The sequence below is a fragment of the Actinomadura violacea genome, assembly GCF_017573465.1.
GTDB lineage: Bacteria > Actinomycetota > Actinomycetes > Streptosporangiales > Streptosporangiaceae > Spirillospora > Spirillospora violacea.
Genome location: NZ_JAGEPF010000024.1, coordinates 134,510 through 148,504, shown reverse-complemented (window position 1 = coordinate 148,504; position 13,995 = coordinate 134,510). Strand labels below are relative to the sequence as shown.

Annotated in this window: 13 protein-coding genes; 6 read left to right on the top strand and 7 right to left on the bottom strand. The window is 74.4% G+C overall.

What is annotated here, in order from left to right; genetic code table 11:
- Positions 1 to 28: 28 nt before the first annotated feature.
- The 4 genes from J4709_RS35860 to J4709_RS35845 all read right to left on the bottom strand — a co-directional run bounded on the left by J4709_RS35860 (position 29) and on the right by J4709_RS35845 (position 3,607).
- Positions 29 to 1,222: an FAD-dependent monooxygenase gene (locus J4709_RS35860; RefSeq protein WP_208247684.1), complete on the bottom strand. Its 1,194-nt coding sequence runs from the start codon at positions 1,220 to 1,222 to the stop codon at positions 29 to 31.
- 108 nt (positions 1,223 to 1,330) lie between these two features.
- Entirely contained in the window at positions 1,331 to 2,230 is a 900-nt protein-coding gene (locus J4709_RS35855; protein WP_208247682.1) for a serine hydrolase, read from the bottom strand.
- Positions 2,231 to 2,370: 140 nt separating this feature from the next.
- Entirely contained in the window at positions 2,371 to 2,760 is a 390-nt protein-coding gene (locus J4709_RS35850) for an SRPBCC family protein (protein WP_208247680.1), read from the bottom strand.
- 103 nt (positions 2,761 to 2,863) lie between these two features.
- Positions 2,864 to 3,607, bottom strand: coding sequence for a PIG-L deacetylase family protein (locus tag J4709_RS35845; RefSeq protein ID WP_208247678.1), 744 nt, complete (start codon positions 3,605 to 3,607; stop codon positions 2,864 to 2,866).
- A 107-nt stretch (positions 3,608 to 3,714) separates the two neighbouring features.
- Here J4709_RS35845 and J4709_RS35840 point away from each other — a divergent pair, with 107 nt between their 5' ends.
- Positions 3,715 to 5,457: an outer membrane protein assembly factor BamB family protein gene (locus tag J4709_RS35840; RefSeq protein WP_208247676.1), complete on the top strand. Its 1,743-nt coding sequence runs from the start codon at positions 3,715 to 3,717 to the stop codon at positions 5,455 to 5,457.
- Between the two features lie 27 nt (positions 5,458 to 5,484).
- Here J4709_RS35840 and J4709_RS35835 read toward each other — a convergent pair whose 3' ends face one another.
- Complete coding sequence (locus J4709_RS35835; RefSeq protein WP_307801840.1) at positions 5,485 to 6,450, bottom strand: nucleoside hydrolase; 966 nt, start codon at positions 6,448 to 6,450, stop codon at positions 5,485 to 5,487.
- Between the two features lie 105 nt (positions 6,451 to 6,555).
- On the opposite strand from J4709_RS35835, the gene dhaK reads away from it, so the two are divergent.
- The 4 genes from dhaK to pcrA all read left to right on the top strand — a co-directional run bounded on the left by dhaK (position 6,556) and on the right by pcrA (position 10,972).
- The gene (gene dhaK / locus J4709_RS35830) at positions 6,556 to 7,551 is read left to right on the top strand and encodes a dihydroxyacetone kinase subunit DhaK (RefSeq protein ID WP_208247674.1); all 996 of its coding nucleotides are present in this window, start codon (positions 6,556 to 6,558) and stop codon (positions 7,549 to 7,551) included.
- A complete protein-coding gene (gene dhaL / locus J4709_RS35825) occupies positions 7,548 to 8,210 on the top strand; it encodes a dihydroxyacetone kinase subunit DhaL (protein WP_307801839.1) in 663 nt (220 codons plus the stop codon). Before dhaK ends, dhaL begins: the two co-directional genes overlap by 4 nt.
- A 4-nt stretch (positions 8,211 to 8,214) precedes the next feature.
- On the top strand, positions 8,215 to 8,598 hold the full coding sequence (gene dhaM, locus J4709_RS35820) for a dihydroxyacetone kinase phosphoryl donor subunit DhaM (RefSeq protein ID WP_208247672.1): 384 nt from the start codon (positions 8,215 to 8,217) through the stop codon (positions 8,596 to 8,598).
- Positions 8,599 to 8,662: 64 nt separating this feature from the next.
- The gene (gene pcrA, locus J4709_RS35815; protein ID WP_208247670.1) at positions 8,663 to 10,972 is read left to right on the top strand and encodes a DNA helicase PcrA; all 2,310 of its coding nucleotides are present in this window, start codon (positions 8,663 to 8,665) and stop codon (positions 10,970 to 10,972) included.
- Here pcrA and J4709_RS35810 read toward each other — a convergent pair.
- Positions 10,929 to 11,939: an Lrp/AsnC family transcriptional regulator gene (locus tag J4709_RS35810; protein WP_208247791.1), complete on the bottom strand. Its 1,011-nt coding sequence runs from the start codon at positions 11,937 to 11,939 to the stop codon at positions 10,929 to 10,931. The genes pcrA and J4709_RS35810 overlap by 44 nt on opposite strands.
- A 116-nt stretch (positions 11,940 to 12,055) precedes the next feature.
- Between J4709_RS35810 and J4709_RS35805 the strand changes: the two genes are divergently transcribed.
- The gene (locus J4709_RS35805) at positions 12,056 to 13,432 is read left to right on the top strand and encodes an MFS transporter (RefSeq protein ID WP_208247668.1); all 1,377 of its coding nucleotides are present in this window, start codon (positions 12,056 to 12,058) and stop codon (positions 13,430 to 13,432) included.
- On the opposite strand, the gene J4709_RS35800 is transcribed toward J4709_RS35805, so the two are convergent.
- Positions 13,419 to 13,859 (bottom strand): hypothetical protein, encoded by a 441-nt coding sequence (locus J4709_RS35800; protein ID WP_208247665.1) that lies wholly within the window; start codon positions 13,857 to 13,859, stop codon positions 13,419 to 13,421. The genes J4709_RS35805 and J4709_RS35800 overlap by 14 nt on opposite strands.
- Positions 13,860 to 13,995: the final 136 nt, after the last annotated feature.

Sequence of the window (13,995 nt, the reverse complement as noted above, 5' to 3'; positions counted from 1 at the left end):
GGCCCGCCGCTCAGCCCGACCCCGGACCTCAGTAGTCGCGCAGCTTGTAGGAGTTCGTGACGGCGTGGACGCCGTCCATCCCCTCCCCGCCCGCGCCCGTCTCGGTGCCGCCCGTCTCGGCCGCGCCCACCTCGGCGACGATCCGCTCCCGGTGCCTCTCGCTGTTGGTGATCGCGAGGTCCTGGTTCGCGGTGACGAAGTCGCGGAGCTCGGCCTCGTAGGCGGCGAACGCCGCGCGGTGGTCGCCGCCCGCGGCCTTCAGCTCGCCGGCCAGCACGTACGCCCCGACCATCGCCATGCTGGTGCCCTGGCCGGACGCGGGGGACCCGCAGTACCCGGCGTCGCCGAGCAGCGCGACGCGCCCCGCCGACCAGCGGTCCATGCGGATCTGCGCCATCGCGTCGAAGTGGAAGTCCGGGGCGTCGCGCATCGTCGCCAGCAGCCGCGGGATCTCCCCGGTCGCGTCCGCGAACCGGCTCGCGAGCAGCCGCTTCTGGTCCAGGACGTCGCGCGGGTCGTAGGCGACCGGGTCGCGGGAGTCGAACCCCATGTAGACGCGCAGCTCGGTGTTGCCGCGGGCGCTCATCGCCATCGCGCCCCACGCGTTCCCCGGCACCGGGAAGATCATCTGCCAGCGGTCCAGGCCGAGCAGGTTCGGGGCCGTCCACACGCCGAGGTGGGCGCCGAGGTGGCGCAGGTAGTCCTGCTCCGGGCCGAACGCCAGCCGCCGGACCCCCGAGTGCAGCCCGTCGGCGCCGATGACCAGGTCGAACGTGCGGGTGGCGCCGCCCTGGAAGATCACCCGGACGCCGTCGTCGCGCTGCTGCAGCCCCGCGATCGAGTCGTCGAAGAGGTACTCGACGCCGTCGCCGCCCGCACCGGCGATCAGCTCGGCGAGGTCGTCGCGCAGGACCTCCACGTCCGGGCCCGCCAGGTCGCCGCCGCTGGCGGTGCGCTCGGTGGTGCGGAAGATCTCGGTGCCGTCCTGGCCGACGACCGACATGCCGCGCAGGTCGGTGCGCAGCTCCCGGAGCGCGGGCAGGATCCCCATCCGGTCGGCGACGTCCAGCGCCGGCCCCCGCACGTCGATCGCCTGCCCGCCCGGGCGCGGCCCGGGCGCCCGCTCGACGACCGTGACCGCGAACCCGTACCGGTCGAGCCAGTACGCCAGGGCCGGTCCGGCGATGCTCGCACCGGAGATCAGGACGTTCGTGTTGCGCATGGAGCCGCTCCTTCGAAGGTCGATGCCGACCCTCGAAGGCTCACCGGACGCGCTGACAGAACGCTGACGCTCCGCTCACCGGCCTGAGATCCGGCTGAGAGCCGCGGCTCAACCGTTCTGCGGGCCCGCTTCGCGCAGGGTCGAGACCACCATGGCGGCGACGTGCTCGACGGTCGTCACGCCCGCCTTCATCGTGGGGCTGTCGCCGCTGAACACCGCGACGACGAAGTCGTGGCCGGGGCCGGTGACGCGGCCGATGCTGTTGACCGCCCAGCCGTTGCCCTCGTACCGCAGCGGAACCCACCCGTTCTTGAGCGCGACCCGCTCGCCGGGACGCGCCGCCGCGCTGACGCCCCACGCCTGCTCGGGCGTCACCGAGCCCATCAGCCGCAGGACGTACCGGCGGTTCGCCGGGGTGAGCGGGCCGCGGCCGGCGGTGAGCGTGCGGACCAGCCGGACCTGGTCGGCCGGGCTCGTCCACGACGACCCCCACGACACCGGGTACGGCTCGGTGTGGTCGAGGCCGAGGACGGCGTTGGCGCTCTGCAGCCCGGCGTCGCGGCCGATGCCGGCGTACAGCGCGTCGGCCGCCGAGTTGTCGCTCTGCCGGATCATCCGGTCGGCGAGGGCCCGCTCGCCGCCGGTCATGGCGACGCCCTGCCGCTGGTGCTGCAGCAGCAGCGCCGCGAGGATGTCGACCTTGATGACGCTGGCGGTGACGAACTGGGACGTCTCGTTCACCCCGAACGTCAGGCCGCTGCGCAGGTCCGCCGCCATCACGCCGGCGCGGCCCGGCCGCTCGCGCAGGTAGGCCAGGACGTTGCCGCGCAGCCGCAGCGGATCGAACACCGGTGCCTTCGCGACCGTCACGACCCGTCCTCCCGCGGACCCGCGCTCCACCCGGTGGGCGGCGCCGGGCGGGTGCCCGTGCGTCATCGTCCAGGTGATTCCCGTTCCGGCGGCCACGGCGCCGGCGGCGATGCCGAGCACGGTGAGGCTGCGTCGCATGCGATCCCCCGATTCGCGCGACGGCGGCCCGTCCCCGGTGGCCGCCATGATCATGACGGCTCCTACCCGCCGCGACGGGAAGATCACCTGCACCGGGCCGTGGCGTGCGCGTCCCCGGTCACGAGCAGGTCAGGACTCGGTCAGAACTCCACGGGCAGCCGGGCGGGGCAGCCCGGCTCGCAGCGCTCGGCGTGCGAGGCGACGCGGCGCGCGAACGAGCCGAACCGGCGGCGCAGCATCGCCCCCTTCAGCGGCGCGGCGCCCGGGATCCGGCCGTCGAACGACGCGCGCCAGCGGATCAGCGTGTTCACCCCGTGCGGTTCCAACGTGATGTCGGCCCGGTACCCGCGCGGCAGGCCGGCCAGGGCGACGTAGCCGCAGTGGCGCGGCGGGTCGTAGGCGACGACCTCGTGCCGGGCACGGGCCCAGAACGCGGCCCACTCGTCCCAGGAGTCCGCCACGAAGAGATGCTTGAAGATCACTTCTGGGGCGGCGTAGGTGGTGGCGGTGGCCTCGATCTCATGCGGCATGACATCCCCCCTGAGTCAGGACACGCAGGGTGTATGCCCGGTTCAGGGGAGATTACGGCTTGTGACGGAATGAATTTGCAGCGTGACCGCCCGGCGCCGCCGCTCAGGCGGTGTCGACGACCTGGAAGCCCTCGGCGAGCCGGCCGTCCCCGAACCCGGCCGCCGCCGCGTTCCCGGAAAGCCATCCGCGCAGCATGTTCGGCAGCTCCTCGCCCATGTGGGCGGTCTGGCTGGCGTGCGCCCGCAGCGCGCTCACCTTCCGGTCGAAATGCTCGGTGATGTCGACGTAGTGGTTCACGACCGGGCCGCCGCTCAGCCACACCTCGCGGGCCGTCCACGCCTCCAGGCCCTCGTCGGCCAGCAACTCCGGGAACGCGTACGGGTTGCGCGCGTCCGGGTAGACCGCGTCGAGCGCCGCCGCGCCGACCGCGCGGTGGTCGGGGTGGCTCGGGTAGATCCGCTCGTAGTTGCGCTCGGGGCTCGGCATCAGCACCCGGTCCGGGCGGACCTGCCGGATCACGCGGGCGATGTCGCGGCGCAGGTCCAGCGTGGCCTCGACCCGGCCGTCGGGGTAGCCGAGGAACCGGACGTCGGTGACGCCGACGCACTTGGCCGCCGCGCGCTGCTCCTCGCGCCGCAGCGCCGCCATCTCCGCGCGCGTGACGCCGTCGTCGAAACCGCCCGCGTCGCCGTCGGTGACCATCAGGTAGACGACCTCGATGCCCTGGTCGGTCCAGCCCGCCACCGACCCGGCGCAGCCGAAGTCGACGTCGTCCGGATGCGCCATCACGGCGAGGATCCGCTGCAGCCCGCTGTCGTCAAGAACGTTGGTCACATCTTCAACCATAAAGTCTCCGTACGGATACGGGCACACCCAAGATCGGCCATTTCGTGAACGGCCCGGCGGGGACGTGCGTCCGAGGGTGAATCGCATACCCCCCGGGAGGACCCCTTATGAGACTGCGCCGTCCCGCTGTGATCGCCTCCATCGGCATGGCCGTCCTCGCCGCGGGCTGTACGGACTCGGAGGAACCGAAGCGGCCGGGCATCGAGCTGGACCGCACCACCGCGAGCGGCGGCGCGGCGCCGGAGGCCGATCGCGGCCTGCCTGCCGGGCCGCTGCGCGAGCAGTGGCGCGCGGACGTCCCGGACCTGCCGAACCCGGCCGGGACGCGCGTCGAGATCGTCGCCGGCCAGGTCGTCGTGTTCTCCGACCGCGGGCTGGACGTGCTCGACGCGGGCACCGGGCAGCCGCGCTGGCACTACCGGGAGCGGTCGAGGTCGCTCACCGACTACACGGTCACGCGCGACACGATCGTCCTCACCACGGCCGCCAGCGGCACGGTCGCGGGGCTTGAGCCCGGCACCGAGCGGCGGCGCGCGCGCTCGACGGCGCTCGACGCGGCCACCGGCCGGACGCTGTGGACCGACGACCGGACCCTGTGGGTGTCCGACGACACCATGTCGCTGGAGCAGCAGGTCGCCCTCCGCCGGGTCTTCCCGTCCGCGAAGACCGGCACGGTGGTGCTCACGAGCACCGACGAGAAGAAGCCCGGCCTCGTCGGGGTGAACGCCCGCAACGGCGAACGGCGGTGGTCGTGGGCGCCCTCGGATGCCGCCGGAGCCGCTTGCACGTTCAAGCCGCAGGACACCGACGGCAGCCTGCTGGTGGTCGAGGCGGACTGCTCGGGGATGTACGCGCTGGACCCCGCGTCCGGCGCCGTCCGGTGGAAGCGGGCCACGGGCGCCAGCAAGGTCGTGACACGGGACGGTGCCACGATCGTGACGACCTACGGCGCGGGCGGGGGAAACCTCTCGGTGCTCGTCGGCGCCGACGGCCGGGAGCTCTGGAAGCTGTCCGCCGGTCCCCTCGCCGCCGAGGAGATCGCGGTGGCCGGGGACCGCGCCGTCGTGGGCGTCGCCGACCACGACAGCGGCCACGGCCTGCGGATGGAGTTCGTGAACCTGCGCACCGGCAAGGCGGAAGGCCGCGCCGACGCGCGCACGCACGACGGGCTCGCCACCGGCGGCGGCCGCGTGTACGGAGTTCGGCAGTGGCTCGGCGAGTACGAGACCTGGGGAGCGGCCTACGATCCCCGCCTCGTGCCGGGCGCGCTGGACGTGATCGACCCGGTGCGCGGCGCGGTGACGACCGTCCCGCTGCCGTTCGCGCTGGACTCCCGCGCCCTGGAGGCGCTGCCCCGGCCGGTGGTGATCGAGGGCGACCGGGTGCTGCGGGTCCGGCCGTCCGATACGGGGCTGCGGCTGACCGCGTACGGGCCCGGCGAGGCCGCGGCGCCCGTGGAGACCGGGGGAGTCCCGGCGCGGGACTGGCCGGACGCCTGCTCGCTCACCGCCAAGGCGCCCGGCGTCCGGTCCCGGGAGGACCTCGCCGGGCGGCCGCTGCGGCTCGGCCGGACCTCGATCCCGCACTGGGGGTGCCGGGTCGAGGGGCCGGACGCGCTCAGGTTCAGGATCGGCTGGGTGGCGCGGACGACCGAAGACGCCCACACGCTGCTGGACGGCGTGGGCGGCTCGGCGGTCCGCGGCATCGGCGACGAGGCGCGCCTGGTCAAGGGCGAGCTCGGCTACGAGCTCTTGATGCGGGCCGGCCGGTTCCTCGTCGCGTTCGAGAGCGCCGACACCTCCGGGTTCGACCGGTCGGTGGAGAACGCCGTCGCCAAGGCGCTGGCCTGAGCGGACCCGGCCTGAGCGGGCCCGGGGTCAGAGCGACAGCACCGCGGCGAGCAGCCGCTCCTGGAACGCCTCGACGTCGCTGCCGACCGCGACCTTGACCGGGCGGCGGGTGTCGTCGGCGGGCAGGGACCGCGCGTCCCAGACCGTCGTGCCGCGCGTCAGCTCGCCGCGCAGCTCCACCCGCACCGGCCGCTGCACGTACTCGCCGAGGCGGGGGTCGACCGCCAGCATCGCGGCGAGCGCGTCGTGGATGACGGCCCCCCGCCGCCGCAGCGTCGGCGTGTACGCGTCGGCGTAGAACTCGAGGATCCGCGTCGCGAACCGGGCGACGGACGAGTCGTGCGCCGCGAGCCGGTCGAGCCAGCCGTCGTGGACGGCGGTCGGGTGGGTGGCGTCCAGCGGCACCAGGACGACCGGCCAGTCCGCCGCGAACACCAGGTCGGCGGCCTCCGGGTCGTGCCAGATGTTCGCCTCGGCGTGCGTGGTGATGTTGCCGGGGTGGCCGAACGCGCCGCCCATCACGACCACCTCGCGGACCAGCGACGGCAGCTCCTCGTCCAGCAGCAGCGCCGCGCCGAGGTTGGTCAGCGGGCCCGTCGCGAGCAGGGTCAGCTCGCCGGGCCGCTCCCGCGCCAGCCGGACGATCTGCGCGGCGGCCGATCCGGCCGCCGGCCGCCCCGCCGGCTCGGGCAGGTCCGTGTCGCCGAGGCCGTCCCGGCCGTGCCAGTCGAGCGCGTAGTGGACGTCCTGCGCCATCGGGCGGGCGGCGCCGACCGCGACCGGCACGCCCTTCTCGCCCGCCTCCAGGCCCGCCGCCTCCAGCACGCGCAGCGTGTTCAGGGCCCCGGTCAGCGGGTCGATGTTGCCGTGCACCGTGCCGACCCCGGCGAGCTCCGCCTCGCCCGCCCGGACGAGGGAGGCCAGGTACAGCAGGGTCAGGGCGTCGTCGATGCCGGTGTCGCAGTCGAACAGGATCACGCGATCTTTCGTCACGGAGGCAACCTATGCCGGGAGGGCCGGGCGCGGCATCCCCGGAGGGCGACGGGAAGATCGTGATTGGGCCTGGGACGGGGCGCCGTGCCGGGGTAGAGCTGAGACATGCGCAAACTCATCAACGATCCGGAGAACGTGGTCGCCGACGCGCTGCGCGGCCTGGCCGCCGCGCATCCGTCGCTGCGGGTCGACCCCGAGAACGGCACGGTCGTGCGGGCGGACGCGCCGCGGGCGGGCAGGGTCGCCCTGGTGTCGGGCGGCGGCTCCGGGCACGAGCCGCTGCACGCCGGGTTCGTCGGCCGCGGCATGCTCGACGCGGCCTGCTGCGGCCAGGTGTTCACCTCGCCCGTCCCGGACCAGATCATCGCCGCGACGATGGCGGTGAACGGCGGCGCGGGCGTGCTGCACATCGTCAAGAACTACACCGGCGACGTCCTCAACTTCCGGATGGCCGCGGAGCTGGCCGAGGACGAGGAGATCGAGGTCGCGTCGGTGATCGTCAACGACGACGTCGCGGTGGAGGACAGCCTGTTCACCGCCGGGCGGCGCGGCACCGGCGCGACGCTGTTCGTCGAGAAGATCGCGGGGGCGCTGGCGGAGGAGGGCGCCGACCTGGCGTCGGTCGCGAGCATCGCCCGCGAGGTCAACGAGCGCAGCCGCTCGTTCGGCGTCGCGCTGTCGCCGTGCACGGTCCCGGCCGCCGGGGAACCGACGTTCCAGCTCGAGGACGGCGAGATGGAGCTCGGGATCGGCATCCACGGCGAGCCCGGCCGCGAGCGCGTCCCGCTGGCGGACGCCGACGCGATCGTGGACGCCTCCCTCAGCGCGATCGACGCGGACATGCCGCTGTCCGGGTCGGAGGTGCTCGTGCTGGTGAACGGGATGGGCGGCACCCCGCTGATGGAGCAGTACATCGCCTACGCGGCGGCCGCCCGGTGGCTCGAAGGGCACGGTGCCACCGTCGTCCGGCCGCTGGTCGGCCCGTACGTCACCAGTCTGGAGATGGCCGGCTGCATGATCAGCGTGTGCCGGCTGACGCCCGACCTGACCCGGCTGTGGGACGCCCCGGTCGACACGCCGGCGCTGCGGTGGGACCGGTGAGCGCGCCGATGGGGGAGCACCTGGACGCGCGGGGCGCCGCGGCGTGGATCCGGCACGCCGCCGAGCTGGTGACCGCCGACGCCGGGCGGCTGACCAGGCTCGACGCGGCCATCGGCGACGGCGACCACGGCCACAACCTCGACCGCGGGTTCACCGCCGCCGTCGCCGCGCTCCCGGACGAGGCGGAGCTCGCCGGCACGCGGCCCGGCAAGGTGCTGATCGCCGCCGGGCGGGCCATCGTGTCCAAGACGGGCGGCGCGTCCGGCCCCCTCTACGGGACGGCGCTGCGCCGCGCCGGCAAGGCGTTCGGCGACGCGTCCGAGGCGGACGCCGCCGCGGTCGGCGAGGCGCTGAAGGCCGCCCTGGACGGCATCCAGGAGCTGGGCCAGGCGAACGAGGGCGACAAGACCATGATCGACGCGCTGGCCCCGGCCGCCGCCGCCTACCGGGACGCGCTCGCCTCCGGCGCCGGCCTCGCCGCCTGCGCCCGCGCCGCCGCCGACGCCGCCGAGGCGGGCGCCGACGCGACCGTCCCGATGCAGGCGCGCAAGGGCCGCGCCAGCTACCTCGGCCCGCGCAGCACCGGCCACCTGGACCCCGGCGCCGCGTCCACCGCGCTCGTCCTGCGCGCCCTCGCCGACGTCACCGGACGGGAGTGACCCCATGGTCGGACTTGTGATCATCTCGCACAGCCGGGCCCTGGCGGAGGGCGTCGCCGAGGTGGCCCGCGCGATGGGCGTCGGCAAGATCGTCGTCGAGCCGGCCGGCGGGGCGCTCGACGGCGGCCTCGGCACCAGCATCGACGCCGCCGAGGACGCCGTGCGGCGGGCCGACGGCGGCGACGGCGTGCTGCTGCTCGCCGACATCGGCAGCTCCGTCCTCACCGCGAAGATGCTCATCGAGGACGCCGAGGGCGAGCAGCTCCTGCTCGCCGACGCGCCGCTGGTCGAGGGCGCCGTCGCCGCCGCGTCCATGGCCGCGGCCGGCGCGGACCTTCCCGCCGTCCACGCCGCCGCCGAGTCCGCCCGCGAGCACCGCAAGACCTGACCGGCGCGGGGTTGTGCGGCGACGGAGCCGAAAACGTCCGCCCCGCGCCGTACACTCGCACGTGATGTCGAAGACCGAACCCCATCCCCTGCTCGACGGCCTGAACGAGCAGCAGCGCGCCGCCGTCGTGCACGCCGGCGGACCCCTGCTCATCGTCGCGGGCGCCGGGTCGGGGAAGACCCGCGTGCTCACCCACCGCATCGCCCACCTGCTCGGCGAGCGCGACGCGCACCCCGGCCAGATCCTCGCGATCACCTTCACCAACAAGGCCGCCGCCGAGATGAAGGAGCGCGTCGACGCCCTCGTCGGGCCGCGGTCGCGCGCCATGTGGGTGATGACGTTCCACTCGGCCTGCGTGCGGATCCTGCGCCGCGAGGCCAAGCGGCTCGGCTTCCCCACCAGCTTCTCGATCTACGACCAGGCCGACGCGCAGCGGCTGATGGCGCTGGTCTGCCGCGAGCTGGACCTCGACCCCAAGCGGTACCCGCCGAAGTCGTTCAGCGCCCAGGTGTCGAACCTGAAGAACGAGCTGATCGACTACGAGACGTTCAAGAACCGCGCGTCCACGCACATGGAGCAGACGCTCGCCGAGGCGTACGAGATGTACCAGGCGCGCCTCCAGCAGGCCGGCGCGATGGACTTCGACGACCTGATCATGATGACGGTCAACCTGCTGCAGGTGTTCCCGGAGGCCGCCGAGCACTACCGGCGCCGGTTCCGGCACGTCCTCGTCGACGAGTACCAGGACACCAACCACGCGCAGTACGAGCTGGTCCGCGAGCTGACCGCTCCCATCGCGGTTGCCGGGGGGTCTGGGGGGTCGTCCCCCCAGGAGGCGCAGGTCGAGGGCGTCGGCCCGGCCGAGCTGTGCGTCGTCGGCGACGCCGACCAGTCGATCTACGCGTTCCGCGGCGCGACGATCCGCAACATCCTGGAGTTCGAGCGCGACTACCCCGACGCCACCACGATCCTGCTGGAGCAGAACTACCGCTCCACGCAGACGATCCTGTCGGCGGCGAACGCGGTCATCGAGCGCAACGCCGACCGCAAGCCGAAGCGGCTCTGGTCCGACCAGGGCGAGGGCGCCAAGATCACCGGCTATGTCGCCGACAACGAGCACGACGAGGCCGCGTTCGTCGCGCACGAGGTCGACCGGCTCACCGACGCGGGCGACGCCCGCCCCGGCGACGTCGCCGTCTTCTACCGCACCAACGCGCAGTCCCGCGTCTTCGAGGAAGTGTTCATCCGCGTCGGCCTGCCGTACAAGGTCGTCGGCGGCGTCCGCTTCTACGAGCGCAAGGAGATCCGCGACCTCCTCGCCTACCTGCGCGTCCTCGCCAACCCCGAGGACACCGTCTCGCTGCGCCGCATCCTGAACGTGCCGAAGCGCGGCATCGGCGACCGCGCCGAGGCGTGCGTCGAGGCGTACGCCTCCCGCGAGCGCATCTCGTTCTGGCAGGCCCTCCGGGTGCCCGAGGACGTCCCCGGGATGGCGACCCGGTCGATCAACGCGGTCCGCGAGTTCGTCCTGCTGCTGGACGAGCTGCGCGCCGCCGCCGAGTCGCTCACCCCCGCCGACCTGGTCGTCCGGATCCTCGACAAGTCCGGCTACCTCGCCGAGCTGCAGGCCTCCAAGGACCCGCAGGACGAGACCCGCGTCGAGAACCTCCACGAGCTTGAGGCCGTCGCCCGCGAGTTCGAGGAGCGCCTCGACGGCGAGTCCGCCGAGGGGCGGCTGCCCGACTTCCTGGAGCAGGTCGCGCTGGTCGCCGACGCCGACTCCATCCCCGGCGGCGCGAAGGGCGGGCCCGTCCCGCCGGGCGAGCAGCCCGAGGAGACCGACCAGGGCGTCGTCACGCTGATGACCCTGCACACCGCCAAGGGCCTGGAGTTCCCGGTCGTGTTCCTCACCGGCATGGAGGACGGGGTCTTCCCGCACCTGCGCGCCATGAGCAACCCCAAGGAGCTCGAAGAGGAGCGCCGGCTCGCCTACGTCGGCATCACGCGCGCGCGGCAGCGGCTCTACCTGTCCCGCGCCACGATGCGCAGCTCGTGGGGCGCGCCGCAGGTCAACCCGCCGTCCCGGTTCCTCGGCGAGGTCCCGGTGACCCTGATCGACTGGGAGCGGGAGGCGTCGTCGGCGTCGTCGCCGGCGATGTCGCGGATGGCGGCGCGGCCCGGCGTGAAGTCGCCGGGCAACCGCGCCGTCCCGGCGCTGTCGCCGGGCGACAAGGTCACCCACGACTCCTTCGGCCTCGGCACGGTCGTGTCCGTGGACGGCGCGGGCGACAAGGCCGCCGCGAGCGTCGACTTCGGCGGCGAGTACGGCGTCAAGCGCCTCGTCCTGCGCTTCGCCCCGGTCGAGAAGCTCTGACGGCGCCCGCGCGCTTGAGGGTGCGCAGCACGGGCGCGGTCTCCAGCGTCCGGATGCCGTCCAGGGCGCCGAGCTCGCGGGTGAGGTAGCGGTGCAGGTCGGCGGGGCCGTCGCAGAGCGCCTGCGCCAGCAGGTTCGTCGGGCCGGTGGTGGCGGCTACGACGGCGAGCTCGTCGTGCCCCGCGAGGGCGGTCGCGACGTCGTCGAGCCGGCCCGGCGCGACCGACATCCAGATCAGCGTCTGCGTGGTGCCGCCGAGCAGGGCGGAGTCGACCTCGACGTCGAAGAACAGCGTGCCGCGGGCGCGCAGGCCGGCGAGGCGGCGCGCCGCCGTCGCCTGTGACCAGCCGGTCGCGGCGGCGAGGTCGGCGTACCCGGCGCGTCCGTCGTGCCGCAGGACCTCCAGCAGCGCGCGGTCGGCGGCGGTCAGCGGCCGCGGGTCGCCGGGGCCCGCGGCGGGCGGTCTCAGCCGTTCCTGCTGCCCGGGGGAGAGCGCGCGGGTGATGCCGCGCCAGGCGGTCGGGCCGCCGAGGTAGGTGTGCAGCATGCAGTGCGCCGACACCGCGGTGATGCCCGCCCGGCGCGGGACGTCGCGCAGCAGCATCGCGTGCGGGGCGTCCGTGCCCTCCTTGTCCCCCGGGTCGTCCGGGACGTGCACGATCGCGAAGATCTCCGTCCCGCCGGACGTCAGCTTCACCCAGGACGTGTCGGGCCGCGCGGCGAGCGCGTGCGCGAGCGGCTGCGCCGCCGCGGGCGTGCAGGTCAGCCGGACGGTCCACTGCGTCTCGGGGCCGGTGTCGCGGTCCAGGACGCCGACGACCCGCAGCCCCGCCCCGGCGCGCAGCCGCCGGTAGCGGCGCGCCACCGTCTGCGTGGAGACGCCGCAGACGTCCGCGATGCGGCTGAACGGGGCGCGGCCGTCGATGTGCAGCGCGTGGACGACGGCGCGGTCCAGCTCGTCCAGCATCACGATCCCTCATCTCGGCCGCTCTGATGGAAGGTATCCGCTATCTCGGAGCCGTGGTTGGAACATGGCGCGGTGTTCCTTCGAGGCTGAGGCACGGAACCGAAAGGAGACGTGCCATGCGGGTACAGGAGGAGACGCGCGCCAGGGCGGTCCACCGGTGGCGGTGGGCGGCGCTCGGCGCGCTGCTGGCGGCCGAGGCGATGAACCTGCTCGACGCGACGATCGTGCAGGTCGCGGCGCCGGTGATCGGGCGGGACCTCGGCGGCGGTGAGTCCGGCGTCCAGTGGTTCAGCGCCGCCTACACGCTGCCGTTCGCGGTGCTGCTCATCACCGGCGGGCGGCTCGGCGACATCGCGGGGCGGCGGCGGGTGTTCGCGCTCGGCGTCGCCGGGTTCGCGGCCGCGTCGGCGTGCTGCGCGCTGGCGCCGTCGGCGGGCGCGCTGATCGCGGCGCGGGCCGTGCAGGGCGCGGCCGCGGCGCTGATCGTCCCGCAGACGATCGGGCTGATCCGCGCGATGTTCGACGGGCCGGAGACGGCGAAGGCGTTCGGGAGCATCGGGCCGGTGATGGGGCTGTCGGCGGTCTGCGGGCCGGTGCTCGGCGCCGTCCTCACGCACGCGGTGTCGTGGCGGGCCGCGTTCCTGGTGAACCTGCCGATCGCCGCCGGCGTGCTCGCGGCCGCGCCGCTGCTGGCCGAGGACCGGGCGCAGCGGCGGCCCCGGCTGGACGCCGCGGGAACCGCGCTCGCCGTCGCGGGCACCGCGATGGTGGTGTTCCCGCTGATCCAGGGCGGTTCCGCCGGGTGGCCGTCATGGATGTGGGCGGTACTCGCCGGCGGCGCCGCGGTGCTCGCCGCGTTCGTCCTGCACCAGCGCCTGGCCGCCGCGCCGCTCGTCGAGCCGAGCCTGTTCGCGGGCCGCGGCTTCCCGGCCGCGCTCGCGACCTCGACGCTGTTCTTCGCGGTGATGAACGGGCTGATGGTCGTCGTGGTCCTGCAGGTCCAGATCGGCCTCGGACGGGACGTGCTGAGCGCCGGGTTCACGCTGCTGCCCTGGTCGGCGGCGATGGCGGCGGCGTCCTGGCTCGCCGGGACCCGGCTCGTCCCGCGCTTCGGCGCGCGGCTGATGCCCGCCGGGCTCGCGGTCATGCTGGCCGGTGTCTGCGCGGCGATCCCCGTCTACCGCGCGTTCCCGCACGCCTGCCCGTGGCCGCTGCTCGGCGCGCTCGTCCTGGTCGGGGCGGGAAACGGGCTGTTCACCGTGCCGTTCTTCACCGCGGCGCTGGGGCGCGTGCGGCCGCACGAGACGGGGTCGGCGGCGGGGCTGCTCAACGCCGTCCAGCAGTTCGGCGGGACGCTCGGCATCGCCGTCCTCGGCACCGCGTTCTTCCGTGTGCTGCCGCACGGGCCCGCGGCCGCGGCGGAGGCCGCGTTCGGGGCCGCCGCCGTCCTGCTGGTGTCGGCGCTGGGCACCGCGGCTCTCATCGGTCGATGACGTCCGCGCAGGTCTTGACGTAGATCAGGCGGCTGACGCCGGCCGTCAGCGCCATCGCCGCCATGAGGCCGACCCAGTTCAGCCCGGGCGCGGTCAGCTTCTCGAACGCGATGGAGAACGGGAGCACCGCGATGGCGAGGGCGATGGTGACGCCGAGCCACTGGACGCCGTGGCCGCCGTAGCTGTGCTCCCGCGTCCACACCCGGCCCTCGGGCGTCCACGAGCTGTTCTTGCGGAAGCCGACGAGGAACACCACCGCCGCGGCGGCGAGCTCGCAGACCAGGACGCCGATGGCGGGCGGCCCGAAGACGTCCTCGGCCTCCAGCCAGGAGCCGGCGGCGATGCCGAGCGATCCGCCGAGGACCAGGGCGAGGAGGGGCAGTACCGAACCGACCCATCCGTAGCCGGTGGTCTTCGCGCGTCCCATGGCGTGCCCCCCGTTCGCCCGATGCCGCAGATCGTCCGATCATGCCGGACGTCCGATCATGCCTACGGGCCGTCACGTTCGGGTCACGGCGGCATGAGGGGCGCTCGCCGGCGGCGGTCAGCGGCGAGGGCGGCGG